The 24,823-nt window shown below is 36.7% G+C and carries 22 protein-coding genes; 18 read left to right on the top strand and 4 right to left on the bottom strand.

Features of this window, described 5'->3' with window-relative positions; all coding sequences use genetic code 11:
• The first annotated feature begins 2 nt into the window (after nucleotides 1-2).
• The 4 genes from ACSR9O_RS07855 (at nucleotide 3) to ACSR9O_RS07870 (ending at nucleotide 5,025) form a co-directional block, all read left to right on the top strand.
• A complete protein-coding gene (locus tag ACSR9O_RS07855; RefSeq protein WP_101222748.1) occupies nucleotides 3-968 on the top strand; it encodes a branched-chain amino acid ABC transporter permease in 966 nt (321 codons plus the stop codon).
• Nucleotides 940-1,722 (top strand): ABC transporter ATP-binding protein, encoded by a 783-nt coding sequence (locus tag ACSR9O_RS07860; protein ID WP_101222747.1) that lies wholly within the window; start codon nucleotides 940-942, stop codon nucleotides 1,720-1,722. The genes ACSR9O_RS07855 and ACSR9O_RS07860 overlap by 29 nt, the downstream gene beginning before the upstream one ends.
• Entirely contained in the window at nucleotides 1,722-2,429 is a 708-nt protein-coding gene (locus ACSR9O_RS07865) for an ABC transporter ATP-binding protein (protein WP_101222746.1), read from the top strand. Before ACSR9O_RS07860 ends, ACSR9O_RS07865 begins: the two co-directional genes overlap by 1 nt.
• Before the next feature lie 712 nt (nucleotides 2,430-3,141).
• Nucleotides 3,142-5,025 carry a S8 family peptidase gene (locus ACSR9O_RS07870; protein ID WP_491724235.1) on the top strand — a complete coding sequence of 628 codons (1,884 nt, stop codon included), beginning with the start codon at nucleotides 3,142-3,144 and terminating at the stop codon, nucleotides 5,023-5,025.
• 49 nt (nucleotides 5,026-5,074) lie between these two features.
• On the opposite strand, the gene ACSR9O_RS07875 is transcribed toward ACSR9O_RS07870, so the two are convergent.
• From ACSR9O_RS07875 to ACSR9O_RS07885, 3 genes are all read right to left on the bottom strand, one after another.
• Nucleotides 5,075-5,548: a VOC family protein gene (locus ACSR9O_RS07875; RefSeq protein WP_491724236.1), complete on the bottom strand. Its 474-nt coding sequence runs from the start codon at nucleotides 5,546-5,548 to the stop codon at nucleotides 5,075-5,077.
• 127 nt (nucleotides 5,549-5,675) lie between these two features.
• The gene (locus ACSR9O_RS07880; RefSeq protein WP_197483649.1) at nucleotides 5,676-5,894 is read right to left on the bottom strand and encodes a hypothetical protein; all 219 of its coding nucleotides are present in this window, start codon (nucleotides 5,892-5,894) and stop codon (nucleotides 5,676-5,678) included.
• 867 nt (nucleotides 5,895-6,761) lie between these two features.
• A complete protein-coding gene (locus tag ACSR9O_RS07885; RefSeq protein WP_491724237.1) occupies nucleotides 6,762-8,285 on the bottom strand; it encodes a right-handed parallel beta-helix repeat-containing protein in 1,524 nt (507 codons plus the stop codon).
• Between the two features lie 1,639 nt (nucleotides 8,286-9,924).
• Between ACSR9O_RS07885 and ACSR9O_RS07890 the strand changes: the two genes are divergently transcribed.
• The gene (locus ACSR9O_RS07890) at nucleotides 9,925-10,767 is read left to right on the top strand and encodes an SGNH/GDSL hydrolase family protein (protein ID WP_491724238.1); all 843 of its coding nucleotides are present in this window, start codon (nucleotides 9,925-9,927) and stop codon (nucleotides 10,765-10,767) included.
• A 66-nt stretch (nucleotides 10,768-10,833) separates the two neighbouring features.
• Here the strand turns inward: ACSR9O_RS07890 and ACSR9O_RS07895 are convergent, their stop codons facing one another.
• Nucleotides 10,834-11,163, bottom strand: a complete 330-nt coding sequence (locus ACSR9O_RS07895; RefSeq protein ID WP_491724239.1) for a helix-turn-helix domain-containing protein — start codon at nucleotides 11,161-11,163, stop codon at nucleotides 10,834-10,836.
• 477 nt (nucleotides 11,164-11,640) lie between these two features.
• On the opposite strand from ACSR9O_RS07895, the gene ACSR9O_RS07900 reads away from it, so the two are divergent.
• From ACSR9O_RS07900 to ACSR9O_RS07960, 13 genes are all read left to right on the top strand, one after another.
• The gene (locus ACSR9O_RS07900; RefSeq protein WP_491724240.1) at nucleotides 11,641-12,330 is read left to right on the top strand and encodes a YveK family protein; all 690 of its coding nucleotides are present in this window, start codon (nucleotides 11,641-11,643) and stop codon (nucleotides 12,328-12,330) included.
• Between the two features lie 34 nt (nucleotides 12,331-12,364).
• Nucleotides 12,365-13,045 carry a CpsD/CapB family tyrosine-protein kinase gene (locus ACSR9O_RS07905; RefSeq protein ID WP_491724241.1) on the top strand — a complete coding sequence of 227 codons (681 nt, stop codon included), beginning with the start codon at nucleotides 12,365-12,367 and terminating at the stop codon, nucleotides 13,043-13,045.
• A gap of 135 nt (nucleotides 13,046-13,180) precedes the next feature.
• Nucleotides 13,181-13,945, top strand: a complete 765-nt coding sequence (locus ACSR9O_RS07910) for a tyrosine-protein phosphatase (RefSeq protein WP_491724242.1) — start codon at nucleotides 13,181-13,183, stop codon at nucleotides 13,943-13,945.
• 295 nt (nucleotides 13,946-14,240) lie between these two features.
• The gene (locus ACSR9O_RS07915; RefSeq protein ID WP_491724243.1) at nucleotides 14,241-16,061 is read left to right on the top strand and encodes a polysaccharide biosynthesis protein; all 1,821 of its coding nucleotides are present in this window, start codon (nucleotides 14,241-14,243) and stop codon (nucleotides 16,059-16,061) included.
• A gap of 19 nt (nucleotides 16,062-16,080) precedes the next feature.
• On the top strand, nucleotides 16,081-16,974 hold the full coding sequence (gene galU, locus ACSR9O_RS07920) for a UTP--glucose-1-phosphate uridylyltransferase GalU (protein ID WP_491724244.1): 894 nt from the start codon (nucleotides 16,081-16,083) through the stop codon (nucleotides 16,972-16,974).
• A gap of 111 nt (nucleotides 16,975-17,085) precedes the next feature.
• Nucleotides 17,086-17,721 (top strand): sugar transferase, encoded by a 636-nt coding sequence (locus ACSR9O_RS07925; RefSeq protein WP_491724245.1) that lies wholly within the window; start codon nucleotides 17,086-17,088, stop codon nucleotides 17,719-17,721.
• Nucleotides 17,718-18,569 carry an NAD-dependent epimerase/dehydratase family protein gene (locus ACSR9O_RS07930; protein WP_491724246.1) on the top strand — a complete coding sequence of 284 codons (852 nt, stop codon included), beginning with the start codon at nucleotides 17,718-17,720 and terminating at the stop codon, nucleotides 18,567-18,569. The genes ACSR9O_RS07925 and ACSR9O_RS07930 overlap by 4 nt, the downstream gene beginning before the upstream one ends.
• A gap of 22 nt (nucleotides 18,570-18,591) precedes the next feature.
• Nucleotides 18,592-19,836, top strand: coding sequence for a glycosyltransferase family 4 protein (locus ACSR9O_RS07935; protein ID WP_491724247.1), 1,245 nt, complete (start codon nucleotides 18,592-18,594; stop codon nucleotides 19,834-19,836).
• Nucleotides 19,829-20,860 carry a polysaccharide biosynthesis protein gene (locus ACSR9O_RS07940; RefSeq protein WP_491724248.1) on the top strand — a complete coding sequence of 344 codons (1,032 nt, stop codon included), beginning with the start codon at nucleotides 19,829-19,831 and terminating at the stop codon, nucleotides 20,858-20,860. The genes ACSR9O_RS07935 and ACSR9O_RS07940 overlap by 8 nt, the downstream gene beginning before the upstream one ends.
• Nucleotides 20,861-20,960: 100 nt before the next feature.
• Nucleotides 20,961-22,070 (top strand): capsular polysaccharide biosynthesis protein CapF, encoded by a 1,110-nt coding sequence (locus tag ACSR9O_RS07945; protein WP_491724249.1) that lies wholly within the window; start codon nucleotides 20,961-20,963, stop codon nucleotides 22,068-22,070.
• A 3-nt stretch (nucleotides 22,071-22,073) separates the two neighbouring features.
• On the top strand, nucleotides 22,074-23,198 hold the full coding sequence (wecB, locus tag ACSR9O_RS07950; RefSeq protein WP_491724250.1) for a non-hydrolyzing UDP-N-acetylglucosamine 2-epimerase: 1,125 nt from the start codon (nucleotides 22,074-22,076) through the stop codon (nucleotides 23,196-23,198).
• Nucleotide 23,199: 1 nt separating this feature from the next.
• Nucleotides 23,200-24,264: a glycosyltransferase family 4 protein gene (locus tag ACSR9O_RS07955; protein WP_491724251.1), complete on the top strand. Its 1,065-nt coding sequence runs from the start codon at nucleotides 23,200-23,202 to the stop codon at nucleotides 24,262-24,264.
• Between the two features lie 15 nt (nucleotides 24,265-24,279).
• Nucleotides 24,280-24,822, top strand: coding sequence for an acyltransferase (locus tag ACSR9O_RS07960; protein ID WP_491724252.1), 543 nt, complete (start codon nucleotides 24,280-24,282; stop codon nucleotides 24,820-24,822).
• Nucleotide 24,823 lies beyond the last annotated feature (1 nt).

Genomic DNA, 24,823 nt, shown 5'->3' on the forward strand with positions numbered 1-24,823 from the left:
CAATGACTACAATTAAGCGAGCAAAAGGTTTTTGGCTCTCGATTTCACTATCATTGATCTTTTTCGCCGCAGTTCAGGTGTTAATCGGCGGCGGATCGCTAAATCCTTTTTATCAAAATACGCTCATGTTCATCGGGATCAATATCATTCTGGCAGCGAGCCTGCACTTGATCATCGGGATAACCGGGCAGTTCTCCATCGGACATGCCGGATTCCTGGCAGTCGGTGCCTATGCTTCAGCCGTTATGACGATGAAGCTGGAAATGCCATTTTATGCGGCATTGATAGTCGGCGGTTTGGCGTCAGCGCTGGCAGGCTTGATCATCGGAATTCCAAGCTTACGCTTAAAAGGTGACTACCTGGCGATTGCAACCCTTGGTTTTGGTGAAATCGTCCGGATCATGCTGTTGAATATCGATTATGTCGGCGGGGCGAGCGGCATGCAGGTTTCCCATTTGACCACTTGGCCGTGGGTATTCGCTTCCGTTATCGTAACAATCATCGTCATCCGAAACTTTACTAGCTCGACCCACGGCAGGGCCTGCATATCGATCCGCGAGGACGAAACGGCTGCCGATTCGATGGGAATCAACACGACGTATTACAAAGTTGTCGCGTTTGCGATCGGTGCTTTTTTTGCCGGTATTGCCGGTGGGCTTTACGCTCATAACTTCTATATCATCCAGCCATCGAACTTCGGATTCCTGAAATCATTTGATATTTTGATCCTAGTCGTGCTTGGCGGTCTTGGAAGTCTTTCCGGTGCCGTATTGGCCGCGATATTATTGACGGTTGTCACGACTTTCCTGCAGGATTATCCGGAAACACGAATGATCATCTACAGCCTTGTGCTAATCGTGATGATGCTCTATCGTCCACAAGGCTTAATGGGGACAAAAGAAATAACATCCATGTTCAAACGTAAAGGAGGAAGCAGCCATGAAAAAAATAAAAACACCGCTGCTTAAAGTCGATTCGGTCGGCATCCAGTTCGGGGGTCTTAAAGCCGTTTCTGATGTTAACGTCGAGTTATATCCAGGAGAACTGATTGGCTTGATCGGGCCGAACGGCGCTGGAAAAACGACTTTCTTTAACTTGCTGACAGGAGTTTACGTCCCGACGGAGGGCACGATTTCTTTGGAAGGTGAGAACTTAAGAAAACTGCCTCCATATAAAATCACGCAAAAAGGTATCAGCCGGACATTCCAGAACATTCGCTTATTCAGTGAGCTATCCGTGATCGATAATGTAAAAGTTGCCTATCATTCGCTTTCGAAACATAATATCTTAAGTTCGATCTTCCGCATGCCGATCCATTTTAAAGGCGAAAAGGAAATGGATGAAAAGGCGATTGAGTTCCTGAAGATCTTCAACCTCGATCAATATAAGGATGAAAAGGCGAAGAACCTGCCATATGGTAAACAAAGACGTTTGGAAATCGCCCGTGCACTTGCAGCCAACCCGAAACTGCTTTTGCTGGATGAACCAGCTGCGGGGATGAACCCTCAGGAAACGCATGAGCTCATGAACCTGATTGCCCTCATCCGTGAGAAATTTGATTTGACCGTATTATTGATAGAACATGATATGCCGCTCGTCATGGGTGTTTGCGAACGCATATATGTACTCGATCACGGACAACTGATCGCTCAAGGAAAGCCAGAGGAAATCCGTAACAATCCAAAAGTCATCGAGGCCTATCTGGGCGAGGAGGTTTCATAATGTTAAAAATCGAGGACATCAACGTCTATTACGGAAACATTCAAGCCTTGAAAGGAATCTCGCTTTCTATTAACGAAGGCGAAATCGTAACCCTGATCGGGGCGAACGGAGCCGGGAAAAGCACGCTGCTGAAAAGCATTTCCGGCCTATTAAAACCAAAACAAGGGAAGATCGTATACGAAGGGCAATCCATCGGCGGAAAGGCAGCACAATCCATCGTGAAAATGGGCATTTCGCATGTCCCTGAAGGCCGGCGGGTATTTGCTAACATGACCGTCGAAGAAAACCTTCAGCTAGGTGCTTATTTACGTAAGGATAAGGCAGGCATCAAGCAGGATATGGAGAAAGTCTATGAATTATTCCCGCGTTTGCTAGAGCGCCTGAAACAGCAATCCGGAACACTTTCCGGCGGGGAACAGCAAATGCTCGCAATGGGCAGGGCACTCATGGCCAAGCCCCGGCTCCTGTTATTGGACGAGCCATCCATGGGACTTGCGCCATTATTGGTGAAGCAAATCTTTAATATCATCGAAGAGATTAATAAAACGGGTACAACGATTCTGCTGGTTGAACAAAATGCCAACTTAGCACTATCCATCGCGGACAGAGCCTATGTTGTCGAAACCGGCCGAATTGTCCTATCAGGCAAATCAGAGGAACTGACCGCAAGTGAAGAAATCAAGAATGCCTATTTAGGCGGACATTAAACCGCTTTATAGCGGTTACAAACTGCAGACGAACTCGAGGAAAAGCGAGTTTACCTGCAGTTTTTTATTGAAAAAAGTACCAGTTGATTTCAGAAATCCGCTCCCTTTCCGCCGACTGCCTGCCAAGCCTCCTCGCCTAGCGGCTGCGGTGTCTCGGCTAGCCAGTTAATTCGGCAGGAGTGTCGCAAATTTCTTCCATCTATTAAGGATTACAGTAAAAAAACATGAAGAATAATTTAGTCTTGTTTTAAAATCATAGTTTAGGATTAGACCAATCGGAACTGCCTTTATAGACAAAAGGGCTTCTGTCTGAATTTTTTTAAATGAAGTTGATTGGAACGGAAGGCACGAGACTCCTGCGGGATAAGCGAGTCCAGGGGAGACCCCACAGGCGCGAAGCGCTGAGGAGGCTCCCGGACCGCCCGCGGAAAGCGAGTGCCTGGAGTGGAAATCAAAGTGCAAATTTTACAGTAAAATTATTACCTACAGTCAACTGCTTTGTTTTAAGATTTAGGTAGACCCCATTTTGTCGACAAACTGAAGCCGTTTCATAGCGGTTTTTTTGTTGTGCAAATAAGTTAATTTAACTAGATAAAAAGGTTAGTAAATCCAAATCAGACGGTATACAATCTAGTTAGGAATAATAGTAGAATTGGTTCATGATAAAACCTCATCGTTAGCTATTCTTAATCATATTTTTTGGAGTGATTGTATGCACAAATTTATTCAGGGCAAATTGCCGGTATTATTACTGTTTATGATTCTGCCAATCTACCAGCCAGATTTTGCTTCTGCAGAAGAAACGCCGCAATCTGATGGCGTCATCGTCAAGTATAAAGAGGAAAACGATGAGCCGATCAACGAGTTGATAGAAAAGGTGGAGGTTCCTAAAGGGGAAACAACCGACAACCTGATAGAGGAACTTGAAGAACAGAAGAATGTGGAATATGCAGAACCAAACTATCTTTTCAAGAAGATGGAAAGTCCGCACGATCCAGCCTACATAGACCAATGGCATCATAAAAGGCTTGGTACGAGTGCAGCGTGGACAAAATCAATGGGCTCGAAGGAATTGACCGTCGCCATCATTGACGACGGCATCGATCGCAACCACGAAGATTTAAAAGGTAGGATCGTCAATGCCTATGATACGATACGCAATCGGAAGCATATCGTCCCAAAAGGGGCGCATGGAACGCATATCGCAGGCATCATTGCCGGTTCTGCGAACAACGGCATAGGCGGAACGGGTGTTGCCCCGAATGTTAAACTAATGCCGATCAATGTCTTTGATGGGGAGTTTGCCGATACGGCCGATATCATTGAAGCAATACATTATGCCGTTCAGCAAAAGGCAAACATCATCAATATGAGTTTAGGAGACACCAGTTATTCGGAGGCCTTGAACAAGGCTGTCCAGGAAGCCTATAAAAAAGGCGTCCTGATCGTTGCGGCTGCCGGGAATGAAGGGGATATGGGGAAAAATGTACAGCGTGTGTACCCTGCCGCATTCAGCCATGTCATTTCCGTTGCTGCCACTAACTCAAGTGACAAGCGTCCCAGTTATTCCAACTACCATTCAACAGTCGATATCGCGGCCCCAGGAGATGATATCCTTTCGACCCTGCCTTATGGTAAATATGGCTGGATGAGCGGAACATCGATGGCAACGCCGATGGTGGCGGGTGTAGCGGCACTGATTTGGTCCCATGAGCCCAAACTCAACACAAAGGAGGTCGAATACCGCCTCTATGATTCAGCCGTGGACCTAGGTGCAAAAGGGAAAGACATCTACTATGGAAACGGGCGGGTCAATGCCAAAAAAGCACTGGAAATGAAGACGCTGACCAAACCGGCCGTGACAGCAATATCCGATAAGGACACCAAGATCAATGGGAAAATCCCTACCGATTTCAAAACGGGGACCGTCTCCATTTATACCGGTAATAAACAACTCGCCACAGTGAAGATCAACGGCGAAAAAACGTTTACAGCGACTATCGCAAAACAAACAGCCGGAACGACCATCTCTACTAGGGTCATCGATAAATCGGGAAATAAAAGTATACCCGTTTCATTTAAAGTGGCAGATAAAACGGCTCCTGCAAGACCGTCGGTAAATACGGTAGGTGACAATACCGTAAAAGTGACCGGCAAAGCGGAAGCGAGCTCTTCCGTCACCGTCAAAACTGGCAGTACGGTTCTAGGCAAAGCAAATTCTAACAGCGCAGGGAATTTCACCGTAACGATGGCAAAAAAACAAAAAGCCGGAAAAGTCCTATCCGTTACAGCAACCGATAAAGCAGGCAATATAAGCTCGATCAAAACCGTGACCGTTGCAGACAAAACAGCACCAAGTAAACCGACGGTCAACACAGTAACGACAAAAACGACAATAGTAACCGGCAAAGCAGAGGCCAACTCCACAGTGTCCATCAAAGCATCAAAAAAAGTGATCGGCTCTGCCACTGCCACGACTAAAGGCACATTCTCGGTTAGAATTCCCAAGCAAAAAGCCGGAGAGAACCTATATATTTATGCCAAAGACAAAGCGAAAAACGTAAGCGAATCAAGAAAAGTAACAGTTAAAAAGTAATAGAAAAACAAGAACAGCCCCCAATAATAAATTGGGGGCTGATCTTATATCAATCTTTATTTCCATACATCAATTCCGTGCTTCGGCTGTAAAGCTCAATGATATTGCCGTAAGGATCCTCACAATAGATTAAATAATAGGGCTTGTTCTCCCAGGTATTCCATATATCGCTTCTCCTTCTTCCGCCAGAAGCAGCAATATCATCAGCCAGCTTTTCGATATCATCCGATACTAAGCAAATATGAAAAAAGCCCTTATAACCGCGACTCTCACCTTTTGGCATTCTCGGCTCCTCAAACTCAAAAAGCTCAATCCCCACTCCATTGTCCGATATCAAATGAGCATTACGCATCTTTTTAACTTCATCACCAAGAAGATCATTCGTCATATTATGTTCATTCTCCTCACTCGCATCAAACGAATAGGGACCCGCCAATAATTTGAATCCCAACACCTGCTCATACCACTTAATCGCCGCATCCAAATCAGGTACAGCCAATCCAACATGAGTAATTGCTGTCATATGTATCCCCCCTGATCATTAAAATACCCTTTAAAGGGGAGGGACAAACGGTACCGTTTTAGAACAAAAAAAAGAAGCAATAGCCAATACTGCTTCTTTGATTACATATATCGACTCATGAAATTCATTAAATCTCACCCTCTTCAAGCCTCCTATTATACTCAACTTTACTTATTAACCCTTTTGCATTACAGGTAAGACAATCCGTATAAATATCGTAGGCACCTGTACCTGCACAAACATGGCATTTAACATGAGTTTCCGGTATATCCTTATGCATGAATGAAAAAACTTTTCCAATATACTGCAGAATAATCATTCCCAAAACTCCTTTTTTTTCTATCATACAACGAAAAAGAGAGAAGGAAACTGGAAATACAATAACATTACTTAAAACAAATAAAACCATAACATAGTTTACATGGGGTTAAAAAATAGGGATTTATAGTTTAGTGTATTTTTCGATTTTGAGGTGGGAATATCAATAACGATATTGTGGTTCTCCAAATCTGTGGATAAATTCGCCAACTGGGCTACAAGCTCATTTCTATTTTTATTAAGAAAGGACATCCATAAAGATGTCCAATTAATTTATAATTACTTCACTTTTTTCAAAATCCATAAGTAAGCCACTATTGAGATCCCTACAGAGATTGCTGCCATTATGAAGATGCTTCTATACCCGAGCAGATAGCTGATTTGTCCGAAGCGGAAGGCACCTAAACCGTTTCAAGTTCGAAGAAGGAATAGAACGTGGTATTAGTATTGATCATGGCATCTTGAATTTCGTCCCGCCTGGTAAAGAGACCACGGTTGAAGAATGGGTTGGACAGCACCGAATCCAATTTTTCCGAAATTGAAAATATTGAATTAATTATCAAGAATGCCTAACGAAAAACCTGTTACTAAAAAGAAGAAGTAATGAATCCAGAAAATTTAACCCAATTATTGTGTGCGATTGAAGTGTTTATTAAACGGCAGCATTCCATGAATTCTTGTTGAACTAACGGCGGGTTAGTGAATTAGTGAGTTAGTGAGTTAGTGCAAAAAACCATAAACGACCAAAATATAGTTCCTTTTATTTAGTTTGAATATCAACAATATTGTTTAACAGAATCCTTGATTGAAATCCATTATTAGGCCAATTGGAAACCAAAACAGAGGCTGCTACTATGAATGAGTTAGTTACCATGTAGCTTATTCCGATTGTTCATTATATTTCTATCATTAATTGTGCTACAAATCCGTCATAAGTTGAATTTGTCATGGTATAATCTACACTAGCTGTTACAACTAGTCCAACCACCCAACCTTTAGTGAATTTATAGGTATCAGGTGAAAATGTAGCAACAACTTTATGCGTAGTATTTAGGTCGATCGTCAATGGTGTAAAGTTTGAAAAATTGTTATTAGGGTCTGTGATCAATTGTGTACCACCTTGATATTGTGGTTTTACTGTAATGGTTCCTGAGGAATAATCCTTACTTTTTTTCAATAATTGGATTCCTAATATAGACCCATCATTTAACATAGAATAACCTTTTGCCCCTCCGAACCCTACTCTGGTTAACAATGTATCCATATTAACGGTTTGACCCGCCGTAATGGTTGATAAAAAAAAGTCTAATAATAAAACTCTACCCCTAGAAGGAAATAAACCGCCATTATAAATAATCCCTTCAACTCCACTTACCTTTCGGTATGAAGTAAGGGAAGAACCTAATGTTCCAGTGGGAATCATAGCACTTGACGCCACTGTAGCGAACTCCAGTCCATAGACACCAAGTGAAGCAATACTCATGTTGCCATTTATTTGCGTGTCAAATTTACAACCCCATACCGAGTCAATTTTGACAGAAGTTCCACCTGATATAGCATTTATTTTACCACCAACAAATTTTAGGTTAGTTGGCTTTCCTGCGCTTGAATTCGTTTTATCGTATCCAGTTATATAGACAGCACAGTTCCCCTCATATAAAGGATCAGTATCAGGTAATTTTCCATTAGCTTCTGTGTATAAGTTAAAGAAGGTTACTTCGCTTAGAAAATACTTTCCAGTATACCCACTTACCATACTAATTTTTAATCCACCGATTGTGTTGGATTGTAAAAGTACATTTGTAAAAGTGGGGGCAGCACCACCTTCTAAATTAACACCATAACCACCATTACCACTAAACTCACAATCTGTACAAGAATATACAGTAGACATTTTTCCTCTTGCGTATAACCCATGTCTACCATTATAAGAAGATTCCACTTGCCTTAAATACATTGGATAGGTGTAATCCTCGAGTACAATTCCATCAATTTTAGCGCGTCTTACAGTCACATCCGTTAATTCCAACCCTCTATTGCCGTTGATACCTATGTCGCATTTATTGTCACATTCAAGAAAAATACCTTGAATTTTACAAAAGCGTGATGCCCATGAACTATAGTTGTCAGGGTAAGGATTTGTAGTGTCAGCAAATTTTAAACCGACACTTCCTGATGGATTGGTTCCGACAATTTTAATGGTAGTATTAACAGTTTGGGGATAACTTTTCCCTACGCCCTTAATCACAATGTTATTGTATCCTTTAAAATCGATTGGTGTAGTTTTAATGGTTCCATTCGGCAAGAGTAAAGTTCCACCACCATTAACTTTTAATTTATCTAAAGCACCAATGATATTATCGTGGTTATCTTCATTAGACGGAAAAATACCAAAGTCAGCAGCTATTAAGTCTGCCATTCAAGTACCTCCTTTCTAAATGTTTCTGTAGTGCGTTGTTTGTGACAAGAACAATTGATAATTACTGTTCCCTTGCTTCACGATATAATTATTGATCTGCGATTTTTGTACATGCATATCGCCAAATCACTAAGCTTGTGGTGTTATTTATATTATTAAATGTGTAATCATAGATTTGTGTTCCACTTTTAACGTAATTCGTTCTGCTAGCTGAAGGAAACAATTGCTCAATTTAAAGGTGAAAAAATAATAACTATTTTTTGCATCATCTGATTTGTGTTTCCCGATTTCATTAGAACCAAATTTTTGTGTATTCTTAGTAGGAAAATGATTATCTTCACAAACCGATAATAACTCCGGCAAAGCTAAACTTTATATGTCGAATAACTTACCATCGATTTCCCTCACGGTTACTGAGTTTTTTCTGAAATCTTTGAGCGATTTCCCTGTGAATCCGGTTGTTTCAAAGAAGAAGTTTGTTGAATCATTTTTTTCTACACTTAATACTGAAATCGACATTCCCTTTTTGATTAAGTAAGGAATTTGTCTTTTCCTAAATTCTCTGGATTATTACAATGGTGAATGGAACACATCTATATAAGAACAAGACAAATCATCATTTACAACCAACAGAATTGATATTAGAAATAAAGTAAGGTCTTTATATAAGTGCTGTTAAGCGAAACAGATGCATATACGTATTTTGTTTTCCATACTAATCAAGAATCTATTTTACCTATTTATCTATTAATACTAGTTGGTGTTGGAAATAGTGATATATGACATGATCGAGCAATTAAAAGTACAGGGCATGAGAGACATTAACAATTTTCTTTTATTATTAATTCATTTCTTTTTTAAATTTTCATACATTAAAATGGATATCAGAACTGAGAAAGCTGCCACAATATAAATAATTGTATGGCCTAACAGATAGCCGATTTCTCAAAGGCGTGGCGCAAAAAAAATCCAAAGTCAAAGAGAGGAATAGAAAGTGTGAGTGGCCATGCCTTTTCGATTTCGAGCCGCCTGGTCAAGAGACCAGGCTTGAAGAGCCGGTTGGACGGCACCGATTCCCATGCCATAATAAATAGCTGCAATATACAAAATTATGTTACTTGGTATCGAGACTAGCAGTAGCATCTCGGCAAAGGGGAGATGAATGAAGTGGGCTTGATCCTCTTTGAATATGGATTTTGCTAGCTAACTTTCTTGTGGAAATAAGAGATAATACTTAAAGAAAAAAGTAAACTACCTTTCAGGACTTTTTCCATTGTATAAAGTGGTAAGATATAGCAACCTCACCACAAGACACAATAATGAAAAACACAAAAAGGGACGGACGGCGCAACAGTGCTTTTTCATAAATGTCAAACCTTTTAGTTTTAGCGGGAGAGTTAGTTTTGGTAGAATTACAGAAGCTGTAAAGTAAGATTATATGAATAATGAAATCAAAGTCGAGTGATGTCGGAATAAATTAGAAAATTATACTTTATTGCTTCAATTATGAAAGTTATAATTAATTAAAGAAAAACAAGTGGAATATATAAAGTAATGATAATGCTTGTTAGCCTATTATTTTATTGAACTTGTTAAGACTTCCACGTCAGTCCTTAACGTTAAAAATTTGGAGGTAAAGATGAAGAAATATGGTATATTATTTATGGCTGGAATTTTTTTGGTAGTACTGATTTTTGGTCATCTTCATTGGAAAAACATGAGTCAGGCAGCGGGTGTAGAAGGTAAAAAAGCTGAAGAAAGAAAAAAAGAAAAGGAAAAAGAAGAAAGGGAAGCTTTGATAAAAAATTTAAGACCAGAAAATAATAAACAGCAGTCGTTAATAGATTATCTACAGTATAAGTCGCTTACACAAGATAAGGTTGTTGTATCCCTAATGGGAAGTAATGGTGCTGCAGGAACCGGTGCAAGTAATACTTCTAATAGTTGGGCAGGACGCTTAGAGAAGAGTTTACGTGCTGAAAGGGATGATTTAGAAACATTAGGTTTTAGTAATCACGGACAAGAGGGGTATTCAACAAAGGATTTGTTAGAAGGTAAAAAAATTGAAGCGGTCATACAAGATGATCCCGATTTGATTATTTTTGAAAATTCGCTGATAAATAATCATTATCAATCATTAAGCTTGGAACAGACGGAAAAAGATTTGGAAAGCATCATGGCAAAGTTACAGAAAGAGCTGCCAAATGCAAAGATTCTAATACTTTCACCAAACCCAGTCGCAAATGGTAAAACGGAGAATAGTTTAGGGTTGAATTATTTAGATTATATTAAAGCTTCCGAGCAGGTCATCAAAACGAATAAATGGTCTTATTTGAATAGCAAAGAAGAGATAGAAAAGAAACTAAATAAAAAGAATATGAGATTGGCTGATATCCTGACTAATGATAACATCCATCCCAATGACCAAGGGCATCACATATGGTTCGAAGTTTTGGAGGAATATTTTAAGTTGAAGAAGTAGTAAAAGGGAAAAAATGGCTATAACCATTTTTTCCCTTTTTTTACCTTCTTCTACAAGAAGACGTTATCATAGTTTCTTAATCCTTAAAGACATCACTTTTCTATCTTGAATAAATTCGCGCATTTCCTCTTTCGATATTCCTGATCCCATAACATCCTGCATTATTTCAAGCCACTCTTCATCCATGATCTTGTCTGCTTGTTCATTCAACAACAGAGCATCCACTTTAATACAAAGAATTCTAGCGATTTTTTCCAAAACTAAAATAGTAGGGTTTGTTTGAAGGTTTCTTTCCAGTGAGCTTATATAGGATTTGGCAACGCCGGATTTTGCGGAGAGTTCACTTATTGACATTTTCCTTTCTTCCCTAAGCGACTTAACTCGGTAACCAATCATATAGACCACACCTAACCATTAATATGAAAATAATATACTAATTTAAACTATTACTTTCAGTTTACACATTTTACTTTCATTTTTAATGATAACTAGGCACTAAAATACTTCACATTATTATATGTATAAACGGATTTTTCAGTTTTGGTAGGCATTTAGATAGGTTATTTTCAAGAAATTATTGTGAATATGATAAAGCATATAAGAAAAATTGGGATTTAGTGTATACTTAGATTTATTGAAATTTAATTCACAAATATTCTGGAAAATGGGTTATATATAAGTTATTAATGCAATAATTAAAAAATTAGAAATTATTTCCTTTGTATTATCATTTTCTTTTTTGTAAAATTACTTTGGCATTTGAAAAGTATTCTTAGATTGTAAGTTTCATGTAAATTTCCTTGAAAATACATAATAATAGGTAATATTATGGTATAATGCAATAGGTCATTTTTAACATAACAGGAGGATGAAATGGAAGAAACTATTAGTATTAAAGATATTATAAAAACATTAAAGAAACGTTGGAAGCTAATCATGCTGCTAACATTAATTGCCGCTTTGATTAGTGGAACAATTTCTTATTTCTTATTAACACCAGTTTACCAATCTTCAACACAAATTCTCGTTAATCAGAAACAATCGCAGAACCAATTGGACTCAAATCAAATACGATCTAATATCGATATGATCAATACATACAGTGTGATCATAAAAAGCCCTGTCATTTTGGAGAAGGTCATTGAAGAGCTTGAACTGGACCAAAGCGTTGATCAACTTAGCGGAAAAATTACGATTAACAGTCAAGAAAATTCGCAGGTATTTTCTCTAACGGTTCAAGATAGTAACCCTATAAAAGCAGTTGAGATTGCCAACACGGTTTCTGAAACTTTCCAAAAAGAAATCAAGGATATAATGAACGTCGACAATGTGAGCGTTCTTGCCAAGGCAGAAATAATGGAAAATCCTACTCCTGTAAAACCTAATCCAGTATTGAATATCGTAATTGCTGTGGTTGTCGGTTTGATGGCTGGGGTCGGCTTGGCATTCCTACTGGAGTATATGGACAATACGATTAAGGACGAGGATGATATTGAGAGACTCCTAGAATTACCTATACTTGGATCGATTCAAAAGATTACACAGGTACATAATAAAGGATAATCAGATAAGAAGCATATGAAAGGAAGCGGGATTTTTGAGAAGTAAAGATAAAAAACAAGTGAACTTGATTGCACAGAATAATCCTAAGTCACCTATCACTGAACAATATCGATTAATTAGAACGAACATTCAATTTTCCTCAGTAGATAAAGAAATACAAACCATTGTGGTAACTTCTTCGGAGCCTAATGATGGGAAATCAACCACAGCTGCAAACCTCGCCATCGTTTTGGCACAAGAGGAGAAAAAAGTGGTGCTTGTAGATGCAGACTTAAGGAAACCGTCGGTTCATTATGCCTTTAGCCTTAGTAATATAGAGGGACTTACGAGTGTGCTAACCAAGAAGATGAGAATAGAAAAAGCACTCATGAAAACGAATGTGCCTAATCTGGAAATTTTGACAAGTGGACCGATACCGCCTAACCCTTCGGAATTGTTGAATTCAAAAGCGATAGAGGCTGCAATTGATGAACTAAAAGAAATATATGATTATATCATTTTTGATACACCGCCTGTTCTGGTAGTGCCTGATTCCCAAATTGTAGCCAATAAATGTGATGGCGTGATCATGGTTGTGGCGAGCGGCAAGACAAACAAACAAAGTGCAGTAAAAGCAAAGGAGCTTTTAGTGAAGGCTAATACATCCTTGCTTGGAGTTGTGTTAAATGGCGTTGAAACGGATAACAGCAATTATTATTACTATCAAACAAAATAAAACAATTTTCGACAAAATTACACCCTGTTTAATGGCAGTTTTATATGCTACTATTAACCAGGGTATTAATTCCTATGTAGTTTTTCTTATAGAATAAGTCTGATATCCCTATTTTGTTAAAAGGAAGTGTGAAATTTGATTGACATACATTGTCACATTCTCCCAGGAGTTGATGATGGATCCGCTGACATGAAGGAAAGCTTGAACATGGCAAGAAAAGCGGTAGAAGTAGGAATCACGCATTTATTTGCCACGCCACATCACTTAAATGAGAAATATGCAAATGTTAAGGTGGATATCATTGACAACGTAGTGAGTTTAAATGAGAGTTTACAACAAAACAATATTCCTCTTACCATTCATCTCGGACAAGAAGTAAGAATACACCGGGATATATTTACTTCACTTGAAAAGGAAGAAATCCTAACGTTAGACGATAACGGTACATATTTGCTACTAGAGCTACCATCGGGAAGGGTTCCTACATACACACAAGAAGTGATTTATGAGCTGCTGCTGAAAGGAATCACACCGATTATCGTACATCCAGAGCGAAATAAGGAATTGATTGAAAATCATAAATTATTATTTGAATTGGTCCAGGAAGGTGCGTTAACTCAAATTACCTCTGGCAGTATCATCGGGAACTTCGGTAAAAATATTCAAGCATTTTCAAAAAAGATAATCGAACATAATCTGGCTCATTTTATTGCAACAGATGCACATAATATAGGCTCTAGAGGGTTCTCGTTACAACAGGCCTATGAAACAATTACAAAAGCATATGGAATTGAACGTACATTACATTTCAAAGAAAACGTTGAACAGTTATTAAAGGACCAAAGCCCTACGGTTGAAAAACCAGTGCCATTCAAAAAGAAAATTTTAGGGATCTTTTAGTATGATAGATATTCAGGAAGCGCTTTCATCATTATAAAAAAAATTTGCCTTCGTGTAAAGTTTTAGTTTTTTGTTGCTGGAGCAACAAATATAGGAGGTGGATAAACCACCTTCTATTTAGTACTCAGATCTAATACAAATAGTCCTTATAAGCATAAAAAATTATTAAAAGAGTACATAAGCAGGCATAATTCATTCTTAATATTAATAATTAATATCATGTGAAATAGAATACAATATTTTAAAACTGTATTTATAGAGAGTAAATCGAACAATATTAAAGGGGGAAATGTGGTTGGCCTACCGAAAACGTTTAACACTCCTGGCCCTATTAGATTCATTAATAGTATTATCGGCCATTTATGTAAGTTATTTATTCTTGTATCCCTATTTGGAAATATTTAAATTACCAACTCTTTTAGTAACATCAGTCTCTCTATTAATTAGCCATCATTTTTTTGCGTCTATTTATAAACTATATAAGAAGGCCTGGGAATACGCGAGTATTGGAGAGTTGCTGTCCATTGTTAAAGCAGTAAGTCTATCGGTTATTACAGTTATTTCCATCCAATTATTGGTTTTTCAAGATGTTTATGTAAGAGCTATGGCATTGACGTGGATGATGCATGTCATCCTTATTGGCGGTTCCCGTTTTTCGTGGAGAATGCTCCGCGATCGTTTGATAAATAATCAAAAGGAAACCAGAAACACATTGGTTATCGGTGCTGGATCAGCAGGAACCATGGTTGTACGTCAACTCCTCAATAATCATTATACAGAACTTAAACCAGTAGCATTCATTGATGATGATCCGAAAAAGGATAAGCTAGACATATTAGGAATACCAGTTGTGGGTAACTCAAAACATATTCCTGAAATGGTGGAAAAATATCATATTGATAACATAGTTATTGCGATACCCTCATTAAGTAAAAAAGAATTGAAGGTCATCTTTGATGAATGTGTAAAAACGAATGCAAAAACACAAATCATGCCGATGATTGAAGATATTATGTTAGGGAAAGTAGCTGTTAACCAGTTTAAAGAAGTGGAAGTGGAAGATCTTTTAGGAAGAGAACCCGTTGAATTGGATATAACAAGTATATCTGAATATGTAACAGGGAAAACAATCCTGGTTACAGGGTCTGGAGGCTCAATTGGTTCAGAGATTTGCCGTCAAATATGCAGATTTTCACCTGGCAAGCTTATTCTCCTCGGACATGGAGAAAATAGTATTTATCTGATTGACATGGAATTAAAAAAGTTAAATGCCGATCAAATTGAAATTATACCTGTCATCGCAGATATTCAAGATCGAGATAGAATTTTTGAAGTGATGGAAACCTACAGACCTGATGTTGTTTATCACGCGGCTGCACATAAACATGTTCCATTAATGGAGTACAATCCACGTGAAGCAATTAAGAATAATGTTTTTGGTACAAAGAATGTTGCAGAAGCCGCAGATACTTTTGGTGTAGGTGCGTTTGTGATGATTTCATCTGATAAAGCAGTTAACCCAACAAACGTAATGGGATCAACCAAGCGCATTGCTGAAATGATCATCCAGCAGTTAGCAAAAAATAGCTCAACAAAATTTGTTGCGGTTCGTTTTGGAAATGTTTTAGGTAGCAGAGGGAGTGTTATTCCTTTATTTAAAAAACAAATTCAAGCCGGTGGACCAGTAACGGTCACCCATCCAGATATGACTAGGTATTTTATGACTATACCCGAAGCATCCAGATTAGTCATTCAGGCAAGTTCCTTGGCTCGAGGTGGAGAAATCTTTGTACTTGATATGGGTGAACCCGTTAAGATTGTTGAATTAGCAACGAATCTTATCCAGTTATCAGGTTATTCAATTGAGGAAATTGGAATCGAATTTTCTGGTATCAGACCTGGTGAGAAAATGTATGAAGAACTATTAGGGGAGAAAGAGGTTCATAGTGTAGCTGTGTTCCCTAAAATCTTTATAGGAAAAGCGGTACTGGAACAGGAAGAGGAAATACAGTACCTTTTAAACTCCTATGATGATTTTTCCATATCAGAACTTAAAGAATTCGTAATAAATTTAGCAAATCGAAGAAAGAACAAAACTTACTCTGTAGTGAAATAACCATAAGGAGGACTAAGAAGTGAAAAAAATCACAAAAGCAATCATTCCTGCAGCAGGATTGGGTACTCGTTTTTTACCTGCCACAAAAGCTATGCCAAAGGAGATGCTGCCAATCGTTGATAAACCAACGATTCAGTACATAGTGGAGGAAGCCGTTGCATCAGGAATAAAAGACATAATCATCGTAACAGGAAAAGGTAAACGTGCGATTGAGGATCATTTTGATTATGCTCCAGAGCTCGAACAAAATCTATTGGAAAAAGGAAAAGTAGAGTTGCTCAATAAGGTACAATATTCCTCTAAACTTGCTAATATCCATTACATTAGACAGAAAGAACCAAAAGGATTAGGTCACGCTGTATGGTGTGCACGTAAATTCATTGGGGACGAGCCATTTGCCGTACTTTTAGGTGATGATATTGTTCAGAGTGAAACTCCATGCTTAAAGCAGTTAATGAATCAGTTTGAGGAAACAAACAATTCAGTTATCGGAGTTCAATCTGTACCTAAGGAAGAAACCAATCGTTATGGGATAATAGACCCTTCTTTTCAACATGGACGGTTATATCAAGTTGAAAACTTTGTTGAAAAACCAGCCTTAGAAACAGCTCCTTCCAATTTGGCAATAATGGGAAGATATATCCTTACACCTGAAATCTTCAGTATGCTTGATCAGCAGGAGGCTGGTGCAGGCGGGGAAATTCAGTTAACGGATGCGATTCAACAGTTAAACCAAATACAGCAAGTTTTTGCTTATGATTTTGAAGGAAAACGATATGATGTTGGGGAGAAGTTAGGGTTCGTGAAAACGACGATAGAGTTTGCACTTCAGAATGAAGAAATCAAGGATGATTTAGTAGAGTTTTTAGAACAAACGATTATAAATATTTCTAAACAAAAGATTAATGCATAAGAATCTCGGCTTTGCTGGTTAGATGGAATTTATATTTTGTTTGATAAGTAGATAAAGCATGGTTTGGAGGGACAATTAAGTGTTAAATAACAATCAAGGAGTGTAACGTGCATGTATTTGAAGTTAAAAAGATTGATAGACATCATTCTTTCTTTAATGGGACTAATTATTTTATCGCCAATTTTTTTGTTTCTTATTTTAGCTATTAAACTCGACTCCAAAGGACCGGTGTTATTTAAACAAAAACGTGTCGGTTTATATAAGACTCATTTTAATATTTTGAAATTCCGTACTATGAGAATTGATACACCTAAAGATACTCCTACTCATTTATTACAAAACCCTGAGCAATATATTACCAAGACGGGTAAGTTTCTGAGAAAGACCTCACTTGATGAGCTCCCGCAGATTTGGAATATTTTTGTTGGTCAGATGAGTATTATTGGACCAAGACCTGCGCTTTGGAATCAATATAGTCTCATAGAAGAAAGAGATAAATATGGTGCGAACGATGTACCACCTGGACTTACTGGATGGGCGCAGATTAATGGAAGAGATGAGCTCCCTATCGAAGTTAAATCAAGGCTGGATGGAGAGTACGTTGCAAAGATAGGTTTTTGGATGGATGTTAAGTGTTTCTTTGGGACCATCGTTAGTGTTGTTAAGAGTGATGGTGTTGTTGAAGGTGGAACAGGAAGAATGGGAAAGAAGGAAGTGACGAGTACTAAGGAGACTACATCAAAATGAAAAAAATATTGATAACAGGATCGAACAGTTATGTTGGTAAAAGTCTAGAGAAATGGCTAGGGAAATATCCTGATAGATATTCTATTGATTCAATTAGTTTAAGAAACGATTTATGGAAAGAAAAAAAATTTTCTGAATTTGATGTTGTTTTTCATGTAGCAGGAATAGCGCATGTCTCTTCTGATCCTAAGATGGAAGAAATGTATTATAAAGTAAATCGCGATCTTACAATTGGTGCAGCTGAAAAGGCTAAAATTGAAGGAGTTAAGCAGTTTATTTTTATGAGCAGTATGATTGTTTACGGTGATAGTCGCAGTGATGTCATTGATAAAAATACAGTGCCTACGCCAAGTAATTTTTATGGAAATAGTAAACTGCAGGCAGAAGAAGGTATCAAACCTTTAGAAAGTGATAATTTCAAAGTTACTATACTTAGGCCACCAATGATTTATGGAAAAGGTTCCAAAGGTAATTTTCCGAAGCTTGTAAAAGTAGCTAAAAAGTTACCTGTATTTCCTGACATTGATAATCAGAGAAGTATGCTTCATATTGATAATCTTTGTGAATTTATCAGATTAATGATTGATAATGAAGAAAATGGATTGTTCTTTCCGCAAAACAAGGAATATGTTAAGACAAGTGAGATGGTAAAAGTGATAGCTGATGTGCATGGTAAGAAAATAAAACTCACAAAGCTGTTCAATCCAATTCTTAAGGTTATAGGTTTTAAGTCGGGACTTATAAATAAGGTATTTGGTAACTTCATTTATGATCAAGGTATGAGTCTCTATAAAGAGAATTACCAAATAGGGGATTTACGGAAAACAATTGAGTTGACGGAAAAGTAATGGTGAAGGGAGGGGGAAGGATTTGAAAAAACATATTTTAGTTATAGCGCAATATTTCTATCCTGAGCAATTTCGTATTAATGATATTTGTACTGAATGGGTTAAAAGGGGATATAAAGTTACGGTTATAACTGGAATTCCAAACTACCCACAGGGGAAATATTATAATGGGTATGGGATGTTTAAGAAAAGAAAGGAAATGTATAACGGAATTGAAATTATTAGAATTCCTCTTATACCTAGGGGAAATACTTCGATAATGCTTGCTATGAATTATTTATCTTTTGTAGTATCTGGTTTTTTTTGGAAGGTATTTACGAAAATAAAAGCTGATTATGTCTTTATATTTGAAGTATCACCTATGACACAAGCTTTGCCTGGTGTTTGGTATGCTAAAAAAATGGAAATACCGTGTTATCTTTACGTGCAAGATCTGTGGCCTGAGAATGTAGAAATAATAACCGGAATAACTAATAAACATATTATTGGTGCTATTGGCAAAATGGTTGATTATATCTATGCCCGGTGCACTAAAATTTTTACAACTTCTAATAGTTTTGTAGATTCAATAGTAAAACGCAATGTGCCGAGAGAACGAATAGAGTATTGGCCACAATATGCGGAAGACTTTTATAAACCATTACAGAAAGAACATATGGTAGAAATTCCAAATGATGATGCCTTTAATATAATATTTGCTGGTAATATTGGTAACGCACAAGGTTTAGATATTTTACCAAAAGTAGCTGTGTTGATTAAAGCGAGGCAACTAAATAGAGATATTCGTTTTAATATAGTTGGGGATGGAAGGTATAAGGAAACTTTAGTAGAAATGGTTAAATCTAATAATGTCCATGATATGTTCAATTTTATTCCCAAACAACCTGCATACAGGATTCCAGAATTTATGGCAGTTAGCAACTCCGCTTTTTTGTGCTTAACAAATAATCCATTATTCGCAATGACAATTCCAGCAAAACTCCAATCTTATATGGCATGTGGGATTCCAATTATTGCTTCTGCTGAAGGTGAAACAAGTCAAATAATTAAAGAGTCAAATGCAGGTTTATCTAGTCCGGCTGGTGATGTACAAAAGCTTTCGGAAATTATTATTGAATTAACTTCTAAATCTAGCAAAGAATTAAAACAAATAGGTTTAAATGCTAAAAACTACTATGATAAAAACTTTAATAAAGAAGAACTATTGAACAGAATGGATGAACACTTTAGAGATAACTTAAAAATGGAGGGAATACAAAATGTTTGAGAATAAGACATTACTAATCACAGGTGGTACTGGTTCATTTGGAAATGCGGTTATGGAGAGGTTCTTGGATAGTGATATTAAAGAAATTCGAATCTTTTCACGGGACGAAAAAAAGCAAGATGATATGCGTAAGTTATATAGAAATGAAAAATTGAAGTTTTATATTGGTGACGTTAGAGATCTTGCTAGTGTAAAAAATGCTATGCACGGAGTAGATTATGTGTTTCATGCCGCTGCTCTTAAACAAGTTCCTTCTTGCGAATTTTTTCCACTAGAAGCTGTAAAAACGAATATATTAGGGACAGACAATGTATTAACAGCAGCTATAGATTATGAAGTCAAAAAGGTAATTTGTCTTTCGACTGATAAAGCCGCCTATCCAATTAATGCCATGGGGATTTCAAAAGCTATGATGGAAAAAGTTTTTGTTGCTAAAGCAAAAACTGTCGATCCAGAAAGAACACTTATTTGTGGAACTAGGTACGGTAATGTAATGGCCTCACGTGGATCTGTCATTCCGTTATTTATTGAACAAATCAAAAGTGGTCAGCCACTAACAATTACCGACCCTAATATGACTAGGTATCTCATGAGTCTTGAAGAAGCAGTCGAGCTAGTTATATTTGCGTTCCAAAATGCAGTTGCTGGTGACATTATGGTACAGAAAGCACCTGCAAGTTACATTGGAGATTTAGCTCAAGCTATTAAAGAATTATTTAAGGCAGATAATGAGATTAAGGTTATCGGTACAAGACATGGAGAAAAATTATATGAAACCCTGCTTACGAGAGAAGAATATGTAGTTGCAGAGGATTTAGGTGGTTTCTTCCGGGTTTCAGCAGATAAAAGAGATTTAAATTATGATAAATATTTTGCTGAAGGAGATAAAAAGTTATCTACTGAAGAAGAATATAACTCTCATAATACGCAAATCTTAAGTATAGAACAGATTAAAGAAAAACTACTTGAATTAGAGTATGTTCAAAATGAACTCAAGTATATGAAGGTTCTTTCTTCAAAATAAGAATACATGACATGAAGCAATTATTCCGCCTTATCCGTGTTCAGGCATAGCTTCAACTATTATATTTTCTTTTAGGTTCTTAGAAAGGTTGGTTTATATAGTGAAAATACTCGTTACAGGAGCAAATGGATTTGTAGGAAAAAATTTAATTGCAGAATTACAAAATAAAGGATATGAAAATATTCTTAAAGTAACTAGAGAAACGGAACCATCCTTATTAGATACTTATACAAAAGAATGTGATTTTGTTTTTCATTTGGCCGGAGTAAACCGTCCTGTTGATGAAAAGGAATTCATGCAAGGGAATTTCCACTTTACTCTTGGATTACTAGAGCTATTAAAAAAACATAATAATAAATCACCTGTACTTATTACTTCGTCTATACAAGCAGAAAAAGATAATTTATATGGCAAAAGTAAAAAAGCCGGTGAGGACGTTCTGTTTGAATATAGTCATCAAACAGGAGCAGAGGCATTTGTATACAGACTCCCAAATTTATTTGGAAAGTGGAGTAAACCTAACTACAATACCGTTGTAGCAACGTATTGTCATAATATCGCTAGAAATATAGATATTCAAATTAACAATCATGATGCCGATTTAACGCTCTGTTATATTGATGATATTCTAGAAGAGTTTATTAACGCTTTAGAAGGAAATCCGACTAAAAAGGATCAATATTGCTTTGTTAAAACAACACATACTATTAAATTAGGGGATTTAGCTGAACGTATAAAAGGCTTTAAAGAAAGTAGAGCAGCGTTATGCATTCCTGATATGGAAGACGCCTTAACCAAGAAGCTTTACAGTACATATTTAAGCTTTTTACCAGAAGACAACTTTTCCTATGATTTAAAAATGAATTGTGATAACAGAGGTTCCTTTACAGAGTTTATTAGAACTCCTGAAAGAGGGCAAGTGTCAGTAAATGTATCAAAACCTGGTATTACCAAAGGAAACCACTGGCACCATACTAAAAACGAAAAATTTTTAGTAGTAAGTGGAGAAGGACTTATTAGATTTAGAAAAATAGATTCAGATGAAATTATTGAATATAGAGTTAGTGGCGAAAAGTTACAAGTTGTAGATATACCTACTGGATATACACATTCCATTGTAAATGTAGGAGAAAGCGATCTTGTAACAGTTATGTGGGTTAATGAATGTTTTGATCCAGAAAAACCAGATACTTACTTCTTGGAGGTATAATTAATGAAGAAATTAAAAGTAATGACAGTCGTTGGCACTAGGCCCGAGATTATAAGATTATCTGCTGTTATTAATAAATTAGAAGAGTCAGAGGCTGTAGAAAATATACTTGTCCATACTGGTCAAAATTATGATTATGAATTAAATGAAGTGTTTTTTAATGATTTTAAACTAAAAAAACCTAATTACTTCCTTGATGCTGCTAACGGAACGGCAGTAGAAACTATCGGTAATATTTTGATTAGAATTGATCCTATTTTGGAAGAAGTAAAACCAGATGCTATTTTGGTGCTTGGTGATACTAATAGCTGTTTATGTGCTATTGCAGCTAAGAGAAGACATATTCCTATTTTTCATATGGAAGCAGGCAACAGATGCTTTGATCAAAGAGTACCAGAAGAAACTAATAGAAAAATAGTGGATCATACTGCTGATATTAATTTAACTTATAGTGACATTGCTAGAGAATATTTATTAAGAGAGGGACTACCTGCAGATAGGATAATAAAAACTGGAAGTCCAATGTTTGAAGTCCTCAATTCAAGAAAAGGTGACATTGAAGAATCAGATGTTTTAGAGAGATTGAATCTTGAAGAAGGAAATTATTTTGTAGTGTCAGCTCACAGGGAAGAAAATATTAATTCTGAAACTAATTTTATGAATCTAGTCGATAGTTTAAATGCCGTTGCAGAAAAATATAACGTGCCTGTAATTGTAAGTACCCACCCTAGGACTAGAAATATGATTAATGCTAAAGGGATAGAATTTAACTCTTTAGTAAAAACGATGAAACCATTAGGTTTTAATGATTATGTGAAGCTTCAAACAAAAGCTAAGGCAGTTCTTAGTGATAGTGGAACAATTAGTGAAGAATCTTCTATTCTTGGATTTAAAGCACTGAATATAAGACAAGCTCATGAGAGACCTGAAGCAATGGAAGAAGCATCGGTTATGATGGTTGGTTTGAAAAAGGAAAGGATATTACAGGGACTGGAGATATTGAAAACACAAGAAAAAGCTACACTTAGACTTGTAGAGGACTATAGCATGCCAAATGTTTCAGATAAAGTCCTTAGGATAATTCTCTCATATACAGATTATGTAAATAGAGTTGTTTGGAGGAAGTAATATGAAAGTGGTTCTTTTAGCACCAACACCCCCACCAGCAGGTGGAATTGCGGGCTGGACTTTGAGAATGCAGAATGCATCATTGAAGAATGGCTGGAAAGTGGAGGTCGTAGACGAAAAATTAATAGGAAATCGAGATGTTTTTGGACCTAATACAAAGCCTAATCTTTTTATTGAAATAAAACGGTGCTTTAGAATTTGGAAAGATTTATTTAAGGCCTTAATGGATCCAGAAGTGAAAGTTGTCCACTCTTGTATTCCAGCAAGCACAAAAGGGATGTTGAGAGAATATATTTGCGCAATGATAACAAAAATAAGAAAAAGAAAGTTTATTATACATTATCGTTGTACGCTACCTAACATGGTGAAAAGTAGGATGGGACTATTAATGTTTCGATATCTTACAAATATAAGTGATCTCGTAATAACACTTAATAGTCCTTCAGTGGAGTTTGTTAAAAGACATAGTAATACCCCTGTAATATTGATACCAAATTTCATTGAGAAAAATTCAGTGAAGGAAGAAAATACCAAAATAATATCAAACAATATTAAGAGAGTTCTTTATGTTGGTGGAGTTGTAGAAAGTAAAGGATGTTGTGACATTATCAAAGTTGCGAAAGAATTTCCGAATATGCAATTTCGCCTTGTAGGGAATCCGGATAAAAAAATATTGGAAAGTAATAAACCTTCTAATGTAATTATATGCGGAGAGAAAAATAAAGAAGAGGTAAAACAGGAACTAGATAAAGCTGACCTCTTTATGTTTGTTTCATATTTTTCAGGGGAGGGTTTCTCAAATGCTTTGGCAGAAGCGATGGCATATGGTTTACCATGTATAGTAACAGATTGGGCAGCTAACCGCGATATGGTTGAAGAATATGGGGGTATAGTGGTAAATGTCAAGGACGTTGGTTCAATGGTGAAAGCAATAAAGGATTTAGCTAATAAAGACAGACGACAAAAGCAGTCAGAATGGAATATAAAAAAAGTTAAAGAATACTATATCGACAATTTAGTTACTGATAAGTATGTGGATGCTTATGAAAATATATTAGATAAATAAATGGCGGTGTTGTTTATGTGGCGAAAAATTGGTTGGGGCTGCGTAGTGATTTACAATTTTTTTCGTATGCCTATCACTTGGTTATTTAACTTTGGAAGATTTAGGTTTTCATTGATTGAGATTGTATCACCAAATGTAAAGATCGCCGTTTCTAATAATGGAATAATTAAACTAGGTAATAAATGTGTAATTGAAAGTGGAAGCCTTATAAGATCAAGCGGTGGAAATGTAAAAATTGGCAATAATGTATATATAAATAGAAATTGCAATATTGTATCTAGAGAAAGTATCATTGTTGGAGAAGGTACTTCTTTGGGACCTAACGTGTCCGTTTATGATCACGACCATAGCTTTGGAAAAAACAAAAAAGAGAATTTTAAAACAGCAGCTATTGTTATTGGTGAAAATGTTTGGATTGGGACAGGTGCAATAATATTAAAGGGTGTTACTATAGGAGATGGGTGTGTAATTGGTGCAGGTGCAATAATTACAAGAAATATACCAGCAAATACAATAGTTACGCTGAATAATGAAATAATAATGAGAGAGATTAATTGAT

It is taken from the genome of Peribacillus sp. B65 (assembly GCF_058513295.1).

What these genes read in the sequence shown, in the direction of transcription:
- ACSR9O_RS07855 (WP_101222748.1), top strand. Translation starts at nt 3, where the DNA reads ATGACTACAATTAAGCGAGCAAAAGGTTTTTGGCTCTCGATTTCACTA.
- ACSR9O_RS07860 (WP_101222747.1), top strand. Translation starts at nt 940, where the DNA reads ATGAAAAAAATAAAAACACCGCTGCTTAAAGTCGATTCGGTCGGCATC.
- ACSR9O_RS07865 (WP_101222746.1), top strand. Translation starts at nt 1,722, where the DNA reads ATGTTAAAAATCGAGGACATCAACGTCTATTACGGAAACATTCAAGCC.
- ACSR9O_RS07870 (WP_491724235.1), top strand. Translation starts at nt 3,142, where the DNA reads ATGCACAAATTTATTCAGGGCAAATTGCCGGTATTATTACTGTTTATG.
- ACSR9O_RS07875 (WP_491724236.1), bottom strand. Translation starts at nt 5,548, where the DNA reads ATGACAGCAATTACTCATGTTGGATTGGCTGTACCTGATTTGGATGCG.
- ACSR9O_RS07880 (WP_197483649.1), bottom strand. Translation starts at nt 5,894, where the DNA reads ATGATAGAAAAAAAAGGAGTTTTGGGAATGATTATTCTGCAGTATATT.
- ACSR9O_RS07885 (WP_491724237.1), bottom strand. Translation starts at nt 8,285, where the DNA reads ATGGCAGACTTAATAGCTGCTGACTTTGGTATTTTTCCGTCTAATGAA.
- ACSR9O_RS07890 (WP_491724238.1), top strand. Translation starts at nt 9,925, where the DNA reads ATGAAGAAATATGGTATATTATTTATGGCTGGAATTTTTTTGGTAGTA.
- ACSR9O_RS07895 (WP_491724239.1), bottom strand. Translation starts at nt 11,163, where the DNA reads ATGATTGGTTACCGAGTTAAGTCGCTTAGGGAAGAAAGGAAAATGTCA.
- ACSR9O_RS07900 (WP_491724240.1), top strand. Translation starts at nt 11,641, where the DNA reads ATGGAAGAAACTATTAGTATTAAAGATATTATAAAAACATTAAAGAAA.
- ACSR9O_RS07925 (WP_491724245.1), top strand. Translation starts at nt 17,086, where the DNA reads ATGTATTTGAAGTTAAAAAGATTGATAGACATCATTCTTTCTTTAATG.
- ACSR9O_RS07930 (WP_491724246.1), top strand. Translation starts at nt 17,718, where the DNA reads ATGAAAAAAATATTGATAACAGGATCGAACAGTTATGTTGGTAAAAGT.
- ACSR9O_RS07940 (WP_491724248.1), top strand. Translation starts at nt 19,829, where the DNA reads ATGTTTGAGAATAAGACATTACTAATCACAGGTGGTACTGGTTCATTT.
- wecB (WP_491724250.1), top strand. Translation starts at nt 22,074, where the DNA reads ATGAAGAAATTAAAAGTAATGACAGTCGTTGGCACTAGGCCCGAGATT.
- ACSR9O_RS07955 (WP_491724251.1), top strand. Translation starts at nt 23,200, where the DNA reads ATGAAAGTGGTTCTTTTAGCACCAACACCCCCACCAGCAGGTGGAATT.
- ACSR9O_RS07960 (WP_491724252.1), top strand. Translation starts at nt 24,280, where the DNA reads ATGTGGCGAAAAATTGGTTGGGGCTGCGTAGTGATTTACAATTTTTTT.